We start from the raw sequence: 20966 nt of genomic DNA on the forward strand, positions 1-20966 counted from the left end.
GCGACACCTGCCCCTTATGTTGCGGGCATCCGCCCGGTGCGCAAAGAATACGCAACCGCATGACGGTCCGCTGCTTCTGCCTGACGCGCTGCAACTTCAAAATCAAACGGCACGGCGCGCAGTTCGACGGCCCAGCCGGAAGGAAGCTTTTCAATCAACGCATATCGTGCGTGGGGCGCACCGGATTCCATGACATGGGGAACGGGTGTGTCGTCGCGGTAGGCTGGCATCCCAACGCTTCCGGGGTTCACCATAAGAATCCCCCCGACATAAGCAACGCGCGGTATGTGGGTGTGTCCGCATAAGACGACGCGCGCGTCTCCGATGCCCGCGAGCCTTGGAAGGATGGCTTCCTCGGTATCGAGTGCGGCCCGGCCAGAAGCAACGTTTTCCAGGAGGTATTCCAAGTCGCCGCCCGCTGGACTCCCATGGCAGGCAAAGACTTCTCCGCCCGCCAACGTCAATGTCGTGGGCAGTTTTGCAATCCAGTCAAGATGCGCGTTGGTAAGGCGCGGTCTTGCGAATGCATCCGAGAAACCTGCGCCCCCTTCAAGCAATTGCCGCTCATGATTGCCCGCAATCGTCTCGTAGCCCAGGCTCATCAGTAAATCAGCGCACCCGGCCGGATCAAACGGACCGGATACAAGGTCGCCTAGGTTCACGACAACATCAGGAGCAGCCTTGCGCAAATGCGCCGCGACAGCGTCGAGTGCGATCCTATTTCCATGAACATCCGATAGGACAGCTATCCGCATAGAATCCTCGCCTAATGTCGCAAAACTCCCGAGTTTTGTCCGGCATATTATCCTGACTTTCGCAACGTTCGAAAGTTAGGAATTACGCGACAAAACACCTACTCTCGATCGGTCGGGACTGGCACGCCCGCTGCGATATATATTTCTCGCATTTTGGCACTTGTGGTAGCCCATACCACAGGCGATCTTTTGGCGTTGTTGACATGATGCGGATTGGCCCCACTTCTCAGCAGCAGCGCTACAATCTCGAATGCCGGCTCTGTCGCAATAGCCAAGCTCGCCTGCCTGCTTGCAGTCCATAGCGGTCCATTTCCGTAACGGTCTATCACGTTGACCTCTGCGCCAGCAGCAAGCAGTTTCCTGACAATGTGAGGGTGCCCATTCTGAGCGGCTACGTGTAAGGCTGTGAATCCGTCTTTATCGGCAGCAGAAACATTGTCAGTGCTGCCACGTAGTTCATTTTCTAACGAGACAAGATTCCCCTCCGCCGCATGGTGCCAAAGCGAACTCCGACCATACTCATCAACGTTTGACCGCTTCTTTCGCCATGGCCATTGTGGCATCACACCTCCAAGAGATCGTCGCGAAAATCCCAAAACCCATAACGTTGCACGCTCTAGGATTGATGCGAATCCTGAAAGAATCCTGCCAGGATTGAACTATTATCATGCCAGTCAGAACAAAGAGAAGATCATCATGCCGGCGAAGGCTATAAGCAGAGCGATGTAAAACGGACGAAATAGATAGAAGCGCTGCCAATTCGTGAGGCCGAGAGCGTTGATATAAACACGCTCATCAAGCTTCAGATTGTCCGCGCCGCTATCGACGGAAAAATCACCGCCGTTATTCTTATAAAATCGGTACTCCTTGATCTGCGCGACAATTTGGTGAACCGCCAGAAGAACGACCGCCACAAACGCGGCTGAAAAAAACAAGAATTCCAATAATAGCATAACTCGAAAACGCCTCTTTAATTCGCAGGGCAGGGATAAATAGCAGCCAGCGTCTCTATCACTAATGTCGATGCGCTCCCTTTGAGACGCTCTGGCGTGACGCTTCGAAGATGCGTGTATACGCGGTCTGTCAACTCATGGGGGAGAACCGATCCGGCTCCACACCACCCCGTCCCGCTGGTAGCATCAGCCACCCCAGCTATATAAGCACTACCGCGAGCGCGCGACATGATACCACCAGCCTCACCCTGCGGAGCGCCATTATCGGATATTCCTTCGAGCGCCTTGATCAACTCAGTCCCGCTGATTATCCAGTCGCGGGACTCATCGTTGCCAGATTCTGCTGATGCAACGTTGATAGCCCAACCTATCGACAGTATCGCTGCCAGAAAAGTTGCCCGGAATTGGTACGCTGCTGTCATCTTCCGCTCCGTTGATCGCTGCACCGGCGTTGCTCGAACGCAGGCCCTTACTCGACGTGAATGACTGCACGCCCGAAAGCGCAACCTCATATCGTGTATCGCTCATAGGCTTTGAGCAGGAATTGCTTGCCTTTCTCGGTCAGGTGCGACGCGTCGACGAATGCGGAAAAGGAGCCGGCCTCATCTCGCATATTGCCAAGTTGGGCGATCATCTCGTTGCTCCCGAATACGACGTGAAAACGCTCGCCAGCGGGGAGCCAGACAAAAAGCGGACTTGGTGAGAACTCCAGAATGACGTCCTCATGGAAAACTTGAAAAAGACTGTCCCATGCGCGAACCGGATCGATGCTGGTGGTTTTCTCCGGCTGCTTGCCGAACTCGGCATGAAAGATAAAGACGGACCCTCCGGGGATTCCAGCAATCCTTGCCAGGGCAAGGAACGCGGCCCTGTCGAGAATATCAGGCAATATCTGAGCTTTAAACCCACACACCTGAAGGAATGAAGGGCGCAGAAGCCGCTTTTCATCAAGCGCGTTATCAAACAGTGTAGCCACTATATTGCACCATACATCTTTGACAGGGCTCGTCGCAAAACTCCCGCAGAGCGTCTCAAAACTCTACGGATGGGTAATTACCTGTAGCTGCTGGCGCGAGGCTCGATAGAATCCACGATCATTATCTCGAACCGACAGAGGTGCAGCGAGGCTGTTCCCGGGGATTTGGGGCGCTCTTTGGGTTTAAAATGGGCACATATCGCCCCCCTCATGCCAGAGCAGCGGCGATGAGGCCGGGAACGCCGATGAGAGTGATGGCTCTTCTAATATTATAGGCAAGCGCCGTCAGACTGAACTCCGCACGGACGTTTTCCAGCCGTCGCATCAAAAACGCTCCCTGGTACATCCACTGCTTTATCGTCCCGAACGGATGCTCGACGCTTTCGCGACGCTGGTCGAGAACCTCAGGTCGCGCCGCTAACCTTGCTGCCATGCGATCGAGCACCGCTTCATTCTCCAGTCGCGAGACACGGCGATAGGGATTGTTTGTGCAGCGTGACTTGAGGGCACAGCCCTGGCAGGCTTCTCTGTTGCAGTAGTCGAACTTCACGTTCTCACGTGACTTACTCTCGTAGCGTGGCGAAAGAACCTGCTCGGCCGGGCAGATATAGACATTCTTGTCCGTATCGTAGCGGAACGCCTCCTTGGTGAAGAAGCCTTCGCGTGCCGCCGGTCCCCGGATCGGTTTGGGAACATAGGCGCTGATGCCGGCCTTCTCGCGGGCTTCGATGTCCTCGATCTTGAAGTAGCCGCGATCGGCGACCGCCTCGATTTTGTCAACGCCGAGTGTCTCCATGGCAGATTCGACCGTCGTGGCCAGCAGCCCCATGTCGAGAACCTGGTTGCAGACTTCCTGCTCGGCGATCAGCTTGTGCTTCACATCCACGGCAAGCTGGATGTTGTAGCCGACGCCGACCTTCGTCATGCGCGCCATGGCGCGGGCATCCGGATCAGTTAGCGAGATCTGATCCTCGCCAGTCTTGTCCAGTTCATCCAGCAGCGCCTTATGGCGATCGCGCTTGCCTTTGATGGCCGCGATCTTCTCGGCAAGTTTGCCATCACCGCGACCAGAGCCATTGCTATTACCCACCTTATCTTCGTCGGCGTCACTTTCATCGAGCCGCTTGATGTAATCGGCGAGCTTTTCGTCGGCCTCGTTGATAAACTTGGTCAGTGCACCCCGGGTGAAGTTACGATCCTTGTTGTTGACCGCTTTGATCCGCGTGCCATCGACCGCCAGAAGCTCTTTCCCGAACAGATCGAGCTGGCGGCATAGGACGACGAACTCCCGGAAGACCTGCCGGAATGCAGACCGGTTGATCCTGCGGAAGGCGGCGATGGTGCGAAAGTCCGGCTTCAGGTGGCGCAGAAGCCAGATCACCTCGATGTTGCGATGAGCCTCTGCCTCCAGCCTGCGGCTCGATCTCACCCGATTAAGGTAGCCGTAGATGTAAATTTTAAGCAAATCCGCCGGATCGTATCCAGGACGGCCGGTATCTTTCGCCGCTACCCGCACGAAGCCGACGGCGTTGAGATCGAGGCCATCGACGAAGGCCTCGATGAAGCGGACCGGGTTGTCCGGCCCCACATAATCGTCAACCGCTTCCGGCAGAAGCAGCAATTGCGAGCGATCTGTTCCAGAAAGATGTGCCATGCCATACGATACCACAGCCCATTGGAGGTAGGAATCCAAGGGTCTGCCCGCGATCAAAAAAGATGACCTCCATGCTCAAAAGCCCCGTCACCTGCGAAGTTCGCTACCGCGTCGATCAATGTCGAGTTTCCGAGTTCGAGGCATACGCTCAAATTTGGATCGAACTCATCGAACGCCATGGTGGAAAGCACCACGGCTATTTCATACCCCGCGACAAGCCCGCAGAGACCGGAGTAAGCTTTCAAGGCGTCGGTAAGGAAGGAGCCGCTGACGTAGCGATCGCACTATTCACCTTTCCAGATGAGAAAGCCTATCTGCAGTACCGTGAGCAGGTTGCGAAAGATCCGGATGGAGTGGCCGCGAACGCACGTTTCGGTGACAACCCACCGTTCATCAGCTACGAGCGCATTTTCCTGACCCCAATTCCGCGAACCGGATGACATCGGCATGGACAAAGGCCTTTAGGAGTTTTCGGACAGTCTGCAGAAAAACAAGTGTAGTTTTAATCGGGGAGACTGTCCACGCTTCGCCAGTTTGGTCAAACGTGGACGAGTCCATGTGTTCAGACTGTTGGGATGGTGCCGCCGTCAACGACGAACTCGGAGCCATATGGATGGCGGCGGTACGATCTGAGGCCAGATAGGCGATAAGGTCGGCAACCTCGCCAGGCTCGGCCCCGCGTCCGATCGGGATTCCGCCGATCCAACCCATGACCGCTTGCCGTGTTCCTCGTACGTGCCGCCATTGGCAGCCTGCATATTCTTCACCAGCACGACGGCGCACTCGGTCATGATCCAGCCGTGGCAGACGATGTTGACGGATCCGGAGTGGTGCAGCACTGCATTTAAATCGGCGATCAACAAACGCTCATTTTGAGGGCAATGGATTTCAACTTTATTCTGTGTGATGGTCTGCCGAAATCTTCTCAGTTCCGATTTAGCCGTGTTTCAATTTGATGCCCGAGAACAACAATCAAGTCCGCCTGGAAAGCTGCCTTCAGGTACTCGTAGGGCTGCCATTGAGCATTGCCCGCGACGTCGCGGGCATGAAGGTTTTCCATTTTGGAAAGGTCGTATCGCATCCTTCAGGCAGAGGCACTGTTGGTTCGTACGCACTACATGTTCAATGCCCTTGGCGTATCGTTGACGAGAAGACGGTAATCACAGGGACATCAGATCGTTTTCTTGAGCCGGCAGAAGGAACAGAGGTGAACGATGACGACCATAAATCGGGAAACCTGCAGCTCATCAAAATTGCATATCTGCTGAAGGGCTACGACGCGGAGACAAATTCCTTCGTAAACGCGACCGACCAACTCGTGGTCATAACTGTCAATACAGACAACTATGGCGGGGCTGACCTGTCGCTATCAGGTGGTTACCGCCTGCAGATTTTCCCCGACGGTTCACTTGGTGAGGACTGGCGCTTTGTTGAGATTCAGGGCCGTCATGTCGTTATCGAAGGCGGTCAAATACAGTTTGACGAATAGCAATCTTATCACAACGACTTCCCGCCAGCGTTTCAACGGTGTCGCCCCCCCCCCCTACGGCCATTGGCTCGCGTTACCACTCCCGCCATTCTGCGGTGATATCTTCATCATCCGGGAGGCTGAAGCCTGACGCCCTTACCACCGCGTCGATCAGGACGCCAAGTTCGTCGCGTTCCAGTGTTTCGATCATCCCGCTTCTGGCGTTGATCTCATTGATCGCAAGAACGATGTCCTTGACCGCCGTCTGGATGGCCTGTGCATCCCGCTCGCTGGTTGCGGCCTTCACCCTGTCGAGGAACGCATTCAGCGCCGTTTCAGCCGTTGCAATATCGGTTTCGTTGAACAGCTCGTCTCCCTCGGCCATGGACGCGCGCCAACGTTGCGTTGGAATATGGGCCCGCAACGCTTCGACTTTATCGATGTTGTCGGGCACGATCTTCTGCTTGGGCAAGGACGCCTTCCGGCGCTTGGCCTTGAGCATGGTGCGGTCAGCATGCATCAGATAGACCGCCATCAGCCGCAAGTTCGCATCATATTTTACGATCACGACCATATTGCCAACAGCATGGGCGTGATCGAAGCGTTCGGCTGAATATTCCGGCAGCGAGCTGCTCTTTCCCTCCCGAAACGGACCCGCCCCGAGTTTCTCGGCCACGACGTCGCTGCTGTCTCCAAACGTCAGACCGAATGGCAGCGCCGACATATAGGACCGTTGCACGGCTCTGATGGCATCCAGCCCGGTAAAGGACAGCCGAGAGACGATCCTCTCCTCGTCGTCCGGCAAGTGCCGTGACCGTACCTCTTCGAATTCGGCACTATATGCGGAAAGGCTTTCCACCTGCAGGCCGAAGCCGCTATCGAAACCGCCGAAAAACCCAATCTCCGCATTTGTGCGGAAATCGATAGGGTCCAGCTTTTCGTGATCCGCCAGGTACGACCCGACAATCGGGTCGGCGATGCTGCGGCCAAGTATATCGGAATGATTCATCTCTGCCTTTCCTTCACTGCATCCCTATCCGATATTGCCTTGCAATCTTTGTGACGTCGAATGAGTTTTATCTGTGCGCTCACAAAGCAGCGAGTTGCCGGAAATCTCCTAGCAGACCGTCCCAAAACCCTCCGTGAGATTCCTGATGAGAGTTTTGAGACGGTTTGCCCGAGTTTTGCTCGATATGTTAGCCGGACTTTTGCAGCGCTGCAAAATTAGGATTTCTGCGACATCTCGTGGATGAGCAGGTGCTGAACGGGTTCCCGCTGAACAAACTCGGCCTCTACGTGCTTTAGAACATGGCGTTGCCCTGCAAACGGCACCATCGTCAAAGCCGCCGCAAATGAGACCCACCGAAACTCGCTATGCTCGTGATTGATCGTAACCGCCGCCTCGGCATCTACAAAGCCGACGAATACGGGAAACATGCTGATGGCGTCACGATCAGCCTCATAGAACTGCTCGCATATGTCCGCTGAATAAAGGCGGTTGCAGCCTAAGCCCGTTTCCTCTTTCACCTCACGCAGAGCTGTTTCCCACGCCTTCTCGCCGTCTTCAATGCCTCCGGCAATTTGACACCACTCGCCAACGAGGGTGTGATTCCGGCGTAGCAACAAGACTTCGGTTTCGGGTTTGGCGTTGCGGAGAAGAACAACGGATACGCCAAAGCTACGGATTGGGATTTCTGCCATGGTAGTCGATCCAGCTTACAAAATGAGGTGCAGTCGCAAAATTTCCGAAACCTGCGACACTTATCGCAACAAATGCGATGACAAGAAATTTGCCGCGCTCTGGTGCGCTGCGCCGGCGTTCCGAGTTCCCGATCTCAAGAAAAAGTCGTGCGTGCCGCCCTCATAAACGTCAAGGGTAACAGGTCCGCCAAGCTGCTGCGCAGTCCGTTGCAGCTCCCGGCCAGTCGACAAGGGAAAAGTCCGGTCGGCGCTGCCCCAAATCAAATGCAGAGGCGGCAACGAGCGGACAGGCTGCGAATAGCCATTCGGGAAACCACCATCGACCAGCACCAGGGCGTCAATATCGGCTCGCCCGACCGAAGCGGCCGAAGCGATTTGCGCGCCAAGGGAGATTCCGAGAACGCCGACCTTGCCGCCGTGGCGCGGCTGCCCCTCAAGATGGGCGGCCACACCTTGAACGGCGGAAATCCAGTCCGGCAATCGCTGCGCATAATAGGCGATGCGCGCCCGCGCGCTGCCCGCCTTAGCGATGGCGTCGCGGTCGGCCGCCGACAGAACGTGCACGAGATAGGCATTCAAGCCCGCCGCCCGGAGCGACTGGCCGATCTCGTCATAAACGGGCGCTACAAAGCCCTTGCTGCCGCTCAAGATCACCACAGCCGGGCAGGTTGCGTTCGCGCAGCTCCCGAAGCTCTCGACCAGAACCCCGCCGCTGTCGGTCGCCATGGTGAACCGTTGTCGAGACGATTGAGCATTGGCTCCTGCTGGAAGAAAGGAAATGGCTAGGGTCGCGATAATGATATTGAATAGACGCATGAACCTGTCTTGTGTGCTTCCGTCGCAAAATTCCCGATTTAAATTTGAGTTCTGCGAGAGAGTTTCGCAACAGCCTATTTTTCACCGGCACCTGGCGTAGAAACTAAGAATTACACCTCGTTCTTCGAGTTGGCAATTTTCACAGCTTCGGACCGACTGGGCCTATGCGGATTTCCGTTGTGAAAGACGGCTACTCAGCCAGTTCCTGAAGCCCGGGAACGTCTTCCGTGCCGGCCAGCCGGTGCGGTGTGGGCGCTGAGGGCTGGGGGGATCGCATCCTAACCACGGTCCTTGCCGGCAGAATGAGGCACCATCCTGTCGACGATGGGCTCGGTTGTCGAACAGTCGGTAGGGCAGACCCACCTATCGGCGAAGGAGTCGAACGGAACGGCAGGACCGCAGCCGTGACGTGGCGTGAGCTTGGTGCGGATAGCGATCGTGCCTGCAGCGCGCTGGTGTGAATTCACCGAATGGTCTCTCGGCATGTCGTGCACAATCCGGTTCGGGCTGGCCACACCCATCGCGTCCTCGATGGATCTGGTGTGACCGAAGGACGCCTTCGTCTCGACCGACTTGGCCGCAACGGCCATACGCGACTTTCTTCCCCTACGAACAGGTTCGCATTCCTCGCGCGACAAGAAAGCCGCTCCCGGCCGCCCTCCACTGACGTTTCGGCCCAAGGGTGCGGCGTCGATCGCCGTCGGTCTTAACACCGTCATCGAGGACGCGATGGGCGCGGCCCGAGCAAACCGGAAAGGTTACGACAATGGCAGTCATCGGCGAATTCACCACCAACGGCAACAACTCCATCATAGGCAACGTGCGCACACTCACCGTCAGCATGAAGGCCCGCCTGAACCCGATCGAACGCGTCTCGCGCGACGCTCCGGATTTCCGCATCACCGCCGGCAACGGCGTCGAGGTCGGCGCCGGCTGGAAGGCGGTCTCCAACGACGGCGAGGAATACATCTCGGTCAAGCTGGACGACCCGAGCTTCAACGCACCGATCACCGCAGCCCTTTGGCCAAGCGATAAGGACGGCGAATACGCCCTCATCTGGAACCGCCCGAAGCGGGAGGCCTGATCACCCCGAAGAGCTTCGCCGAAAGGCGGGGCTCTTTTTCCGTTCCCATTGACGAAGCCGGGCGCAGGCATCGAGCCTGCTTCCGGCTTTTCCGGTGCCATACGAGGAGGTGTGAGCTGCTCAGTTCGTCCAAGCGTGCCATGGCGAACCGAAGGCGTCCAGCACGAGCGGCGCCTCCAATTTGCTCCTGCCGCCTTTGGCGGCTTCCGCAAATCGGTTCCTCCCCTCGCCGCCTCCGGCGGTCGCGTCCCGCGATGCTGGACCCCTCCGCTCCGCCATGACGCGCGGCGTCGTCTTTCACAAACGTCAAGGAGACGACGATGACGATTTCTCTCGAAATACAACGCGAAGAGCTTAAGGCCGAACTCAGGAACGCCTGCGATCCGGCGGAGCGTCGCCAGATCGCGTCGGAGCTGGAGATGGTGCAGGCGGAGCTTGCAACGATCGAGGCCGAACAGGACGGGCGCATCAGCACGGAGCCTCCTTTCTAGGAGGCTCTATTTCTGCGTCCCCTGTGCGGCTCTCCTGCCTCAGCCGTTGAGTGCGTCCTTGACCGCCTTGCCAGGCGTGAACGTCAGCTTTTTCGAAGCGGCGATCTTGATCGTTGCGCCTGTTGCCGGGTTACGGCCTTCACGTTCCGGCGTGTCCTTCAGCTTGAACTTTCCGAACGAGGGGATCGACGTTTCCGCGCCAGCAAGCGCCGCGTCGGTGATCTGCTTGAAGACGCTCTCGACGATCGTCTTGGCCTGCGCCTTGGTCAGGCTCTGTTCGGCTGCGATCTTGTCGGCGATTTCGTTGGTCGTGGTCATATCGGAAAGGCCTCTTTCTGTTTTCGGTCTTTCAGCTTTGACAATGAAGATGTGGCGAAGAAAGGGGCAGAACGGCAGGAATCCTCGCAAGGATTGCGAAAACCACAGGAAATGCAGGCGTTCGGCCGATTGAGACAGGCTATTGGGAGCTGCCCGCGTCCCGATAGCCGCGTCGTCTCTTCGTTCGTTCGATAAGGAAGAGTGCTGTGTCCGCATCGTCCGGATGATCGAAGGTCTCCATCATCGTCTGGCCGCCTGATCCGATCCTGCCCCAGTTGCGGACGACCGAAGCCCCGCCAAACAGCGTCGGCTGGATCGCGATCCTGTAGTAGCGCCGCATGTTCTGCGCCGCATCAATGCGGTGAAGATGAACCTGGCGTGTCTCCTTGTTTTCCATGTTCCCCTTGTCGCTGTCCCGGCAAGCGGCGTCCAACGAGTTATATGAATCGATCCGGCGTCACCGATTCATCGTCGTGATGGTTTCAGACGGGAACTGGGCGAGACGGCTTCGCCGCACGGCTCTATGCGCAGGCGCACCGAACCCGCAAGCGGTTTCGGCCATCCGGTTGCGATCCTCTCGCGGCCGCTTCTACCGGCAGACGGACGCGCCCTGCAGGCGCGGGTCTCTCTTCTCTCTGACTTTGTATTTTGCACCCGCCACTCCGGCGTCAAGGACGTCGTAGCACCTCCAATTTGCAGCCGCCGTCCGCGACGGCTCTTGCAAATCGGCTCCTCCACTCGCCGCCTCCGGCGGTCGCAATGCGATCCCTGACCCCTCGCGTCTACGGCGCAGCCTCCTTGCGTCAGAAAGACGAAAGGAGATTGTCATGACAGAGCAGAAAATCAAATACATCGATGGTGGCAGCCCGGAATACTGGCGTCAGCGGGAAGAGGGTTTTCGGTTGATTCGAGAAGCCGAGCGTGCACATGACCGCGTCACGCGCGCGCCAATGTACATCTCAGGCGGCTATGACGATGACGGCGACGTCATCCCTGTCGAAAACCTCGGTCCATGGGATGCGATGGACGCGGCGATCAGTGCTATCGAGGCCAACGAAACGGCCGTCGATATTCTGGTTGCCCAGCGACGAACCGAGATTGGCGACTGGCGCATCGACACGGTGATCCGTGAACTCAACGTTAGCCCCGATTAATGTCGAGGACGAAAGGTGGTGGTGCCACCTTTCGTCCGTATCCCTGTCTGCGAGCCTCGTCAGCCGGATCGACCGGCCGGCATGGCTAACGAAAGGGGGGCGGCTGCGCCGCCCCTCTCGCCGCTCACCCCATGAGGGAAGGGCAAGCCCCTCCCTCAAACACCCTCCCATGGGGAAAGGGGACGGTTCCCTCCACCCTTTCCCAAACCCCTATCCCTCTCCCGGGTGCGGCCTGCGGCCGGCTTAAAGCTCCGGGAGATCGGCGTCGCTCATTGGTGATTTTATGCACCGGTGATAGCCTCTCCCCCTGAATTCAGCAGCTTGTCGCAGTGTGCCGGATACAGGTCCCGTACGGCATCCGGGGACGCGCTTTCGGACGTCATGCGATGGACGGCTTCGCATCGCTGGCAGCGGCCCCCTCCTTCTCTTCCTCCCGCTTTCGTTTTCCGGTTGTGGACCGAATCCGGTTCAGCACCGGTGGCAGAAACGGAACATCTTCCCAGGCGACATCGCCTTCGAAGAGCATCTCTCTGTTTCTGTTGCGCCAGGCCACCTCTTCTCTCGTCACAAATGGCGGCGCGATCTCCGTGAACGCCGCCAGTGGCCCAAGCACCAGAGCGCAGAAAAGGCCAACCGTCTTCACGATCGTATCGCCGATCGCTAACAGAATGGCCATGCTGACGATCGCCCCGGCGCCGAGAAACGGAATGGCGATGATGAACGCCACCCAGATCATCAACGGCCCCATCAACGAGTAACAGTCCTTTCTCCAATGCATCATGCGCGCTTCCTTTCGTTCTGTCAGGGTGTGGAAGGTTCCGGCCCCTTGGCCGGCGCATCGCCTTGATGGAACCTGTTCTTGCCGACGATCCTCGTCATCTCGTCGCGGCGGAACCAGATGGCGCGGCCGCATCTGAGCGGCGCGTTGCCAGCCGTGAACACGATCTGCTCGTCGGTCCGCATGCGCATCACCTCATGCGGCAGGATCAGCCGCCGGTTCGAAAGCTGCTTCGACCGCGAGCGCGACGATCCCTTCATTCCGGTCGACCGGTTCGTCTGGTCGACCTCGATCGTCGTGTCGCCGCATCGCTTCGAGATGTAGTCGGCCGTGTCGGGATCGTTGATCGCCGCAAACGAGATCCATGACGCCGACTCGAACCATTTGCTCGTGGCGTCCCGACCGCCATAGGCCTCGCGCATCTGCCCGAGGCTCTGGAAGATCAGCGTCAGCGTGATGCCGTATTTGCGACCGGCATCGCGCGCTGTCTCGAGGATGCGCAGATAGCCGAGACGGGCCACCTCGTCGAGCAGAAACAGCGTCCTGCCCTCGACCTCGCCGTTGCGATTATAGATCGCGTTCAGGAACGCGCCGATCACGACGCGGGCAAGGCCCGGATGGGCCTCCAGCACTTTCAGGTCGAGTGCGATGAAGATGTCCGTCTCGCCCTTGGCGAGATCGTCCGTCGAGAAGCTGTCGCCGGACACCAGGGCGGCATAGTTCGGATAGGAGAGCCAGTGCGTTTCCTTGACGGCGTTGGCATAAACGCCGGAGAACGTCTCCGGCGTCATGTTGACGAACACCGCGACATTCTCCCGGACGAAATCGGATTCGGACTGCTCGTAAATCCGCGTCAGCCGCTCGCGCAGTTTCGGTTCAGGCTCCGAGAGATTGGCGCGCACCCGGCGCAGCGTCTGGTCCTGTTCGTCCGTATGCCCTGACAGGCACACGTCTGCGATCAACGCGGTCAGCAGCTGCATGGCGGAAGCCCGGAAGAAATCGTCGCGGGCGGAGGCGGTGCGCGCGTTGTCGGTCATGATCCAGGTCGCGACCGACACGATATCCTCCTCCTTCGTTCCGCCGAACCGCCCGATCCAGTCGAGCGCGTTGAAGCCGATGGCGGGCGTGGCGGGATCGAGCACGATCACTTTTCGGCCGGCCTTGCGCCGGTGTTCCGAGACCATCGGCGCCACCTCGCTTGACGGGTCCAGAACCACAAGCCCGCCACCCCATTTGAGCGCCGTCGGGATCGTCACCGATGTCGTCTTGAAACCGCCGGAGCCGGCAAAGACGATGCCGTGCGACGAGCCGAACGAGCCGTCGAAGCAGAGCAGCGGGGACTTGCCGCCCGCGCCCCATGTCTCGCGCTGATCGGCGCGGAACGACATGCCCGCCACACTGTCGCGATCGACGCGATAGCGTTCTCCGATGACGATGCCGCCCGCATCGGGAAACAGTCTTCCCGCTTCGACCACGCCCATCCAGTCCGCCTCGCCATGCACGGCCCGCTTGCCGCGGACACGGCGCGGCGCCGGACTGGCAAATGCAGCGTTGCCCTTGATGACGACGCGAAGTGCGAAGACGCCGGCGAGGAATGGGCCGGCCGCACCGAGCGCTGTCGCCGGGTCCGTGTAGGCGAGGACGGACTGGTCCGTGGGGACGCTTCCGGCGATGCCGGAAAGACGAGCCGCCTCGCGGATCATCGCGATGATAATCGCCGCGACGTTTCCGCTGACGACGCCCCATCCAGCCGTCTTTATGTTGGCGGCACCGTTGGCCGCGAACAGGAACATCGTGCCGATCGCAGCCGCTGCGATGTAGGGCAGGGCGATGCCGAACCGCCCGAGCATCAGCTTCGCCTGCGCCGTCCTTCCGAACGCCGCCAGCCAGTGCTCGATCCCCGGCATCAGGATCACCGCTGCGATCATCGTCGTGGCGGGGACGACGGCGAGGAGAATTCTATTCGCCGTCACGACCAAAGGCCTCCGCCCCTATCGTGGTGAGGCGCGATCGCTCGGCATCGTCGCCCTTGATGCGGCGACCTGCATCGATCAGCATGCCGAGCAACAGTGCCCGTTTCTCGTAGCGCAGCCCGGCCTTGACGATCAGGCCACCCAGCTCGATCTTCTCGCGGGTGTCCTTCTTTCGGGCGTCGGTCGATGCGGTCCGGTGCATCCGCTCAAGCCTCGCCACGGCTGCCCGCATCCGAGCCAGATGCGAGCGTCGCGCCCGGCTCGCCGGCGGTCCGGCCGTCACCGGCATTTTTCCTTCCGGATGTCCCTGCCTTACCTCCGCGAAAGCGCCCGGCGATGTCCTCGAACGCTGCCTGGAGTTCGGCCTCCTCGATCTCGATCTCGCCAAGACCGGCCTTCAGCGCGACGCGGCCGATGCGCTCGGCCTCCCGCGTCTCCGCCTGTCTGAGCTGGTCCTGAAGGCGGGCGATTTCTTCACGTATCTTCGATGACGGTTTCTTCATTCCGGTCGGATCTCCCTGGAAGTCTCGCGGTGATGTTCTCGCCGCCAAACTTCCTCAAAAGCACGTCCGAAGGAACGTGCAGATTTGCACGTCGGCAAAGCCGACACTTTGGAGGATCATCCCGCCGTTTCGAAGAAGCGGAACCAAGGGCGCAATTATACGTCGCTGGCGCGACGCGTTGCTCAATGACCCTGGCGGGGCCGCTATTCGCGACGAGCAGCTTGTTTCGACCGATCAATCGGGAGTTTTCGCCGCCGTGGCCATCGCCCACTTCTCAGCCAGCATCGTAAGCCGCGGCGACGGCCGCAGCGCGGTGCTGTCGGCGGCCTATCGGCACTGTGCGAAGATGGACTACGAGCGCGAGGCGCGCACCATCGACTACACCCGCAAGGTTGGGCTCCTTCACGAAGAGTTCCTTTTGCCGGACCATGCGCCGAAATGGGTCCGGATGCTGATCGCCGACCGCTCTGTTGCCGGCGCTTCAGAGGCCTTCTGGAACAGGGTCGAGGCTTTCGAAAAGCGGATCGACGCCCAGCTTGCCAAGGACCTGACGGTGGCGCTGCCGCTGGAGCTCACAGCCGAGCAGAATATCGCGCTCGTCCGTGACTTCGTGGAAAAGCACATTCTCTCCAGAGGGATGGTTGCCGACTGGGTTTACCACGACAATCCCGGCAATCCGCACATCCACCTGATGACGACCCTGCGGCCGCTGACCGAAGACGGTTTTGGCGCGAAGAAGGTCGCGGTGATCGGCGAGGACGGCGAACCTCTGCGGACGAAAGCCGGGAAGATCGTCTATGAGCTATGGGCCGGCGGAACGGACGACTTCAACGCGTTTCGCTACGCCTGGTTCGAACGGATGAACCATCACCTGGCGCTCAACGGCATCAATCTGCGCGTCGACGGGCGATCCTACGAGAAGCAGGGTATCGACCTGGTGCCGACCATTCATCTCGGCGTCGGGGCCAAGGCGATCGAGCGCAAGGCCGAAGGGGAGGGACGCAAAGCCGAGCTCGAACGCCTTGAGCTCAACGAGGAGCGGCGCGAGGAGAATGCCCGCCGCATCCGGGAGAATCCCAAACTCGTGCTGGATCTCATCACCCGCGAGAAGAGCGTCTTCGACGAGCGCGATGTCGCCAAAATCCTGCATCGCTATATCGACGATGCGGGCATGTTCCGCAACACGATGGCGCGCATCATGCAGAGTGGGCAAGTGCTGCGGCTGGAGCGTGAGCGGATCTCGTTGGCAACCGGCAAGCGCGAGCCGTCGAAGTTCACGACGCACGAGCTGATCCGCCTCGAAGCGACGATGGCCCGGAGCGCGATGTGGCTTGACCGACGGTCCTCGCATGGTGTCGGCAAGGTCCTTCTCGACGCGACTTTCGCGCGCCACGACCGCCTGTCGCAGGAACAGCGGACGGCGCTTGCGCATATCGCCGGCGCCAATCGCATAGCCGCCGTCGTTGGCCGTGCCGGAGCGGGCAAGACCACGATGATGAAAGCGGCCCGCGAGACATGGGAAGCCGCCGGATATCGCGTCGTGGGCGCAGCGCTTGCCGGCAAGGCGGCGGAGGGTCTGGAGAAAGAGGCCGGCATTATCGCGCGCACGCTGTCGTCATGGGAACTGCGCTGGCAACAGGAGCGTGACCGTCTCGACGACAGGACCGTCATGGTGTTGGATGAGGCGGGCATGGTGTCGTCGCGGCAGATGGCGATGCTTGTCCAGGCAGCGACCGAGGCCGGGGCCAAGCTGGTGCTGGTCGGTGACCCCGATCAGCTCCAGCCGATCGAAGCGGGCGCCGCATTCCGCGCGATTACCGACCGCATCGGCTATGCCGAACTTGGCACGATCTATCGCCAGCGCGAGGCGTGGATGCGTCGCGCCTCGGTCGATCTTGCCCACCGTCAGGTCGGGTCGGCGCTCGCAGCCTATGACCGCGCGAACCTGATCCATTCGCACTGGTCGAAGGACGAGGCCATAGCCTCGCTGATCGAAGACTGGAACCGCGACTACGATCCGGCGAGGTCTTCTCTCATTCTCGCCCATCGACGGCTCGACGTGCGCGCACTCAACGAACTCGCCCGCGAAAGACTGGTCGGGCGCGGTTTCGTCGGCGAGGGCTTCGCCTTCCGGACAGAAGAAGGCGAGCGTCGCTTTGACGCCGGCGACCGGATCGTCTTCCTGAAGAACGAGGGATCGCTCGGCGTCAAGAACGGCATGCTGGCGAAGGTGGTCGAAGCCGCACCCGGCAGGTTTGTCGCCGAGATCGGCGAAGGGGAGGATGGCCGTCAGGTGACGGTCGATCAGCATCTCTACGCCAATGTCGATCATGGCTATGCGACCACCATCCACAAATCGCAGGGCGCGACGGTCGACGACGTCAGGGTGCTCGCTTCCGGCACGATGGACCGCCATCTGACCTATGTCGCGCTCACCCGTCATCGCGATGCAGCCCGGCTCTATGTCGGCATGAACGAGTTCACCAACCGCGGCGGCGTTCTCGTCGATCACGGAGAGGCTCCCTACGAGAACAAGCCCGAGAACCACGACAGCTATTTCGTCACGCTCGAAACGGGCGAGGGGAAGCAGAACACCATCTGGGGCGTCGATCTGAGGCGCGCGATGGCAGAGGCGGCGCCTCAGATCGGCGACCGCATCGGCCTCGACCACAAGGGTTCCGAAATGGTCCGTCTTCCCGACGGCAAGAAGGTCAAGCGCCATACCTGGAAGGTCGTCGACATCCGCGAGCTGGCGCTGTCGCGGATGACGGAACGCATGTCGCGCGACGCAGCGAAGGAAACGACGCTCGACTACGAGAACGCCAGCTTCTATCGCGCGGCACTCCGCTTCGCCGACACGCATGGCCTGCGCGTCATGAACGTCGCCCGGACCATGATGCGCGACCGGCTCGACTGGACGGTCCGGCAGAAACAGCGGCTTGCCCGTCTCGGAAGCCGGCTGCTCGCCATCGGCGGCAAGCTCGGTCTCGTTTCCAGCACTCACCAGCAACAATCGCTTTCCAGCAACATGAAGGAGGTCAGGCCGATGGTTGCCGGCATCACCATTCATCCGAAATCCCTCGACCAGGCGGTCGAGGACAAGCTCGCCGCCGATCCCGGTCTGAAGAAGCAATGGGAGGAAGTCTCCTCCCGTTTTCATCTGATCTACGCCCAGCCCGAAGCCGCCTTCCGCGCGGTCGATGTCGACGCGGCGTTGAAGGATCCGGCGACTGCGAAATCCACGCTCGCTAAAATCGCGAACGAGCCGGAGAGTTTTGGAGCGCTCAAAGGCAAGACCGGCCTGTTCGCCAGCCGCGTGGAGAAGGAGGACCGCGATATTGCACACGTCAATGCGCCGGCGCTTTCGCGTGATCTCGAACGTTATCTTCAGATGCGAACGAACGCCATGCAGCGCCTTGAAGCGGAGGAGAGGGCAATCCGGCATCGCGTCTCGATCGACATACCGGCACTGTCGCCGTCCGCCCGCACGGTACTCGAACGGGTGCGCGATGCGATCGACCGCAACGACCTTCCCGCAGCACTCGGATATGCGGTCAGCGACAAGGAGGCCAAGCTCGAAATCGACGGATTCAACAAGGCTGTATCGGAACGCTTCGGTGAACGCAGCCTGCTGACGAACGCCGCGCGCGAACCATCCGGGCGGCTGTTCGAGCAGCTCGCAAAGGGACTCCAGCCCCAGGAGAAGGAGCACCTGGCCGAGGCATGGCCGGTGATGCGCACCGCACAGCAACTCGCTGCCCACGAGCGCACCGCCGCGACGTTGAAGCAGGTCGAGGACCTGCGGCTGTCGCAGCGCCAGACACCGGTGATCAAGCAATGACGCCGCGCCGGGCGATCATCCTGATCGGGGTCTCAGTGACCGTCATTCTCTGCGGATCGGTTGTCGCCGCGGTTGGCGGCTATCGCCTGAACCTGACGCCAAGCGAGCCGCTCGGGCTCTGGCGCATCGAGGCATTGAACCGCTCCCCTGCGGTCGGGGATCTGGTGTTCATCTGCCCGCCGTCGAACGCGTCGTTCATCGAGGCGCTGGAGCGCGGATATCTCCGCCGCGGGCTTTGCAGGGGCGGTTTTGCGCCCCTGATCAAGACCATTGTCGCGCTTCCCGGCGACCGGGTCGTGATCAGCGGGGAGGTCGTCATCGACGATCGCCCGATACCCGCATCCGCTGTGCGGGCGACAGATGGTGCCGGCAGGGCGATCCATCCCTATCCGGGCGGCGTCGTGCCACCCGGCCATCTCTTTCTTCACTCATCCTTTGCGAGCTCTTATGATTCACGATATTTTGGGCCGATCCCGGCATCCGGCCTTCTCGGTCTGGCGCGGCCGGTGTTCACGTTTGACCCGTGACCGCTGGCGTGTGGCGCTCCTGATCCTGCTTTCGATCGTGGTCGGAGCGGTCGGGTGGAGCGGCGAGGTTCTCCTTCTTCCGACAACCATGCTCTTTCCGTTGCTATGGGCGCAATCTCCATCACGACTGGTTGCGGGCGCGGTGTCTGCCGGGTACTTCCTCGCCGCCTCGCGCGGCCTGCCGCAGGGTGTGGCGAACTTCTACGCAGCCGATTTCTGGCCCGGCCTCCTGCTCTGGCTGGCCGCGTCCGCCTCCTTCGTCGGCCTGCACGCGGCGCTCTGGACAAGGCTCCCGGGAAGGGGCGCTCTGGGTTGGGGAAAGCCGGTGCGCTACCTTGCGGCCGCGGTGCTGATGGGGCTGCCGCCCTTCGGCATCACCGGGTGGGCACATCCACTGACCGCAGCGGGCGTTCTGTTTCCCGGCTTTGGATGGTGGGGGCTGGGTGCGACCACAGCCGGCCTCGCGATGATGACATCGCGATACTGGCCGGCTGCCGCCATTGCCCTGGGAGGCTACTGGCTCTGGTCCGCCGCTACGTGGACGCAACCTGTCCTACCGGATGGATGGAAAGGCGTCGACCTCGAACAGGGTCAAACGCTTGGACGTGATGGTTCGCTTGACCATCACCGTGACCTGATCGCAACGGTGCGCGCGGCGGCAGGAGCGGAAACCCGTGTCATCGTTCTTCCCGAAAGCGCCCTCGGCTTATGGACCCCGACTGTCGCACGGCTTTGGCAGGCGGGCTTGCGAGGGGCGGACGTCACCGTGATCGCCGGCGCGGCCGTCATCGATCCGGGCGGCTACGACAACGTCATGGTGACGGTCTCGGAGGGTGAAGCACGGATCCTCTATCGCGAGCGCATGCCGATCCCGGTATCGATGTGGCAGCCATGGTTGCAATGGACCGGGCAGGGCGGTGGCGCTCAAGCGCATTTCTTCGGCAACCCGGCCGTGGATCTCGCTGGCACGAGGATCGCGCCGCTGATCTGCTACGAGCAGCTCATCGTCTGGCCCATACTGCACTCGATGCTGTTTTCCCCCGCCGCCATCGTCGCCACGGGCAACGGATGGTGGACCGAGGGAACGTCGATCGTCGCCATCCAACAAGCAGGCGTGATTGCCTGGGCGAAACTCTTCGGGCGACCCGTCGTCACGGCTTTCAACACATAAGGAGACTTTCGCGATGGTCGATTCCGCCCTCATCAAGGAATGCAGCGATCCCGGCCTGAAACCCGCGATCGTCGAACAGTTCATCGAACGGGCAGGGGCGCCGGACCCGCTCGCGGTCACTGTCCGCTCCGGCAACCGCATCGTTCTGGTGCCGAAGCCGACAACGCCGGACGAAGCGCTCGCATTGATACGCCAGAACCTCGGCCGCAATATCGTTCGCGTCGGCTTGACGCAGTATCCCGCCGGGCTCGGTATCGTCGAGGCGGGCCAGTTGAAGCCGGACCTGATCGAGCCTTGCGAAAACATCAAAATGGGCACGGCCCTGTTCGCCAAAGTCTATCGTATCGTCACCAAATGGTACGGTAACCCTACCGAAAGCGAGGTCCTTCCGCAGGTTTTTGAAGACGCGATCATCGCATGGCAAACGGGGTATTTCGAGGGGACAGCGGTGTTCCGGGCAGCCGATCCGGGCGACGTGAAGCTGCCAGAGCCGGAACCAGGGGTGGAAGAGGAAAGGTCCGGAGCCGGTAGTGACAAGATGAAGGGCGGCAACGTCGATGCACTCGAAGCGGAACCGGTCGACCCGAACAAGGCTGGTATTCGGATCGACCTTTCCGGCATCGGCGCGCGCGGGAAGTGAGGACAAGTTCCTCGCGTCTGCGTCGATGAACGCGGGCCAGGAGCGAAAAATTGCTCGGTCCGTGCGCCAGGCGAATCGCAGTCAATGAGAGCACGGCAGAGAACAACCAAGTGTCGTCGCGATTTACCAATGCATTCTATCTCTGGTCGCAAGTCGCGTTGAT

24 protein-coding genes are annotated in these 20966 nt (G+C 60.2%); 8 read left to right on the forward strand and 16 right to left on the reverse strand.

Annotated features, from left to right (window positions below):
• Positions 1–14 precede the first annotated feature (14 nt).
• From FY156_29430 to FY156_29455, 6 genes are all read right to left on the reverse strand, one after another.
• Complete coding sequence (locus FY156_29430; protein ID UXS05676.1) at positions 15–755, reverse strand: metallophosphoesterase family protein; 741 nt, start codon at positions 753–755, stop codon at positions 15–17.
• Positions 756–853: 98 nt separating this feature from the next.
• On the reverse strand, positions 854–1318 hold the full coding sequence (locus tag FY156_29435; GenBank protein UXS05677.1) for an ankyrin repeat domain-containing protein: 465 nt from the start codon (positions 1316–1318) through the stop codon (positions 854–856).
• 111 nt (positions 1319–1429) lie between these two features.
• Positions 1430–1708 carry a hypothetical protein gene (locus FY156_29440; protein ID UXS05678.1) on the reverse strand — a complete coding sequence of 93 codons (279 nt, stop codon included), beginning with the start codon at positions 1706–1708 and terminating at the stop codon, positions 1430–1432.
• A 17-nt stretch (positions 1709–1725) separates the two neighbouring features.
• The gene (locus tag FY156_29445) at positions 1726–2130 is read right to left on the reverse strand and encodes a hypothetical protein (protein ID UXS05679.1); all 405 of its coding nucleotides are present in this window, start codon (positions 2128–2130) and stop codon (positions 1726–1728) included.
• A gap of 86 nt (positions 2131–2216) precedes the next feature.
• Positions 2217–2684: a hypothetical protein gene (locus FY156_29450; GenBank protein UXS05680.1), complete on the reverse strand. Its 468-nt coding sequence runs from the start codon at positions 2682–2684 to the stop codon at positions 2217–2219.
• Between the two features lie 208 nt (positions 2685–2892).
• A complete protein-coding gene (locus FY156_29455) occupies positions 2893–4338 on the reverse strand; it encodes an IS1182 family transposase (protein ID UXS05681.1) in 1446 nt (481 codons plus the stop codon).
• A gap of 71 nt (positions 4339–4409) precedes the next feature.
• Between FY156_29455 and FY156_29460 the strand changes: the two genes are divergently transcribed.
• Positions 4410–4778: an NIPSNAP family protein gene (locus FY156_29460; protein ID UXS05682.1), complete on the forward strand. Its 369-nt coding sequence runs from the start codon at positions 4410–4412 to the stop codon at positions 4776–4778.
• Between the two features lie 515 nt (positions 4779–5293).
• On the forward strand, positions 5294–5827 hold the full coding sequence (locus tag FY156_29465) for a hypothetical protein (GenBank protein UXS05683.1): 534 nt from the start codon (positions 5294–5296) through the stop codon (positions 5825–5827).
• A gap of 73 nt (positions 5828–5900) precedes the next feature.
• Here FY156_29465 and FY156_29470 read toward each other — a convergent pair whose 3' ends face one another.
• The 4 genes from FY156_29470 to FY156_29485 all read right to left on the reverse strand — a co-directional run bounded on the left by FY156_29470 (position 5901) and on the right by FY156_29485 (position 8913).
• A complete protein-coding gene (locus FY156_29470) occupies positions 5901–6815 on the reverse strand; it encodes a hypothetical protein (GenBank protein ID UXS05684.1) in 915 nt (304 codons plus the stop codon).
• 215 nt (positions 6816–7030) lie between these two features.
• A complete protein-coding gene (locus FY156_29475) occupies positions 7031–7507 on the reverse strand; it encodes an NUDIX domain-containing protein (GenBank protein UXS05685.1) in 477 nt (158 codons plus the stop codon).
• 60 nt (positions 7508–7567) lie between these two features.
• On the reverse strand, positions 7568–8323 hold the full coding sequence (locus FY156_29480; protein ID UXS05686.1) for an alpha/beta hydrolase: 756 nt from the start codon (positions 8321–8323) through the stop codon (positions 7568–7570).
• Positions 8324–8601: 278 nt separating this feature from the next.
• Entirely contained in the window at positions 8602–8913 is a 312-nt protein-coding gene (locus FY156_29485) for a hypothetical protein (GenBank protein UXS05687.1), read from the reverse strand.
• Between the two features lie 176 nt (positions 8914–9089).
• Here FY156_29485 and FY156_29490 point away from each other — a divergent pair, with 176 nt between their 5' ends.
• The gene (locus FY156_29490; GenBank protein ID UXS05688.1) at positions 9090–9407 is read left to right on the forward strand and encodes a DUF736 domain-containing protein; all 318 of its coding nucleotides are present in this window, start codon (positions 9090–9092) and stop codon (positions 9405–9407) included.
• A 530-nt stretch (positions 9408–9937) separates the two neighbouring features.
• On the opposite strand, the gene FY156_29495 is transcribed toward FY156_29490, so the two are convergent.
• On the reverse strand, positions 9938–10216 hold the full coding sequence (locus FY156_29495; GenBank protein UXS05689.1) for an HU family DNA-binding protein: 279 nt from the start codon (positions 10214–10216) through the stop codon (positions 9938–9940).
• Positions 10217–10355: 139 nt separating this feature from the next.
• Positions 10356–10613 carry a WGR domain-containing protein gene (locus FY156_29500; protein ID UXS05690.1) on the reverse strand — a complete coding sequence of 86 codons (258 nt, stop codon included), beginning with the start codon at positions 10611–10613 and terminating at the stop codon, positions 10356–10358.
• A 430-nt stretch (positions 10614–11043) separates the two neighbouring features.
• Here FY156_29500 and FY156_29505 point away from each other — a divergent pair, with 430 nt between their 5' ends.
• A complete protein-coding gene (locus FY156_29505; GenBank protein UXS05691.1) occupies positions 11044–11370 on the forward strand; it encodes a hypothetical protein in 327 nt (108 codons plus the stop codon).
• 379 nt (positions 11371–11749) lie between these two features.
• Here the strand turns inward: FY156_29505 and FY156_29510 are convergent, their stop codons facing one another.
• From FY156_29510 to FY156_29525, 4 genes are read right to left on the reverse strand one after another with little or no spacing between them, the layout of a single operon-like run.
• Positions 11750–12151, reverse strand: a complete 402-nt coding sequence (locus FY156_29510) for a hypothetical protein (GenBank protein ID UXS05692.1) — start codon at positions 12149–12151, stop codon at positions 11750–11752.
• 20 nt (positions 12152–12171) lie between these two features.
• Complete coding sequence (gene traG, locus FY156_29515; GenBank protein UXS05693.1) at positions 12172–14121, reverse strand: Ti-type conjugative transfer system protein TraG; 1950 nt, start codon at positions 14119–14121, stop codon at positions 12172–12174.
• Complete coding sequence (gene traD, locus FY156_29520) at positions 14108–14323, reverse strand: type IV conjugative transfer system coupling protein TraD (protein ID UXS05694.1); 216 nt, start codon at positions 14321–14323, stop codon at positions 14108–14110. The genes traG and traD overlap by 14 nt, the downstream gene beginning before the upstream one ends.
• Before the next feature lie 4 nt (positions 14324–14327).
• The gene (locus FY156_29525; GenBank protein UXS05695.1) at positions 14328–14624 is read right to left on the reverse strand and encodes a TraC family protein; all 297 of its coding nucleotides are present in this window, start codon (positions 14622–14624) and stop codon (positions 14328–14330) included.
• Between the two features lie 256 nt (positions 14625–14880).
• On the opposite strand from FY156_29525, the gene traA reads away from it, so the two are divergent.
• The 4 genes from traA to FY156_29545 are packed head-to-tail and all read left to right on the forward strand — an operon-like array spanning position 14881 to position 20803.
• Positions 14881–18465: a Ti-type conjugative transfer relaxase TraA gene (gene traA, locus FY156_29530; protein UXS05789.1), complete on the forward strand. Its 3585-nt coding sequence runs from the start codon at positions 14881–14883 to the stop codon at positions 18463–18465.
• Positions 18462–18992 (forward strand): conjugative transfer signal peptidase TraF, encoded by a 531-nt coding sequence (traF, locus tag FY156_29535; protein ID UXS05696.1) that lies wholly within the window; start codon positions 18462–18464, stop codon positions 18990–18992. The genes traA and traF overlap by 4 nt, the downstream gene beginning before the upstream one ends.
• Positions 18982–20163: a conjugal transfer protein TraB gene (locus FY156_29540; protein ID UXS05697.1), complete on the forward strand. Its 1182-nt coding sequence runs from the start codon at positions 18982–18984 to the stop codon at positions 20161–20163. The genes traF and FY156_29540 overlap by 11 nt, the downstream gene beginning before the upstream one ends.
• A 13-nt stretch (positions 20164–20176) precedes the next feature.
• Positions 20177–20803 (forward strand): conjugal transfer protein TraH, encoded by a 627-nt coding sequence (locus FY156_29545; GenBank protein ID UXS05698.1) that lies wholly within the window; start codon positions 20177–20179, stop codon positions 20801–20803.
• The last annotated feature ends 163 nt before the right edge of the window (positions 20804–20966 follow it).

The organism is Agrobacterium tumefaciens, from assembly GCA_025559845.1.
Lineage (GTDB): Bacteria > Pseudomonadota > Alphaproteobacteria > Rhizobiales > Rhizobiaceae > Agrobacterium.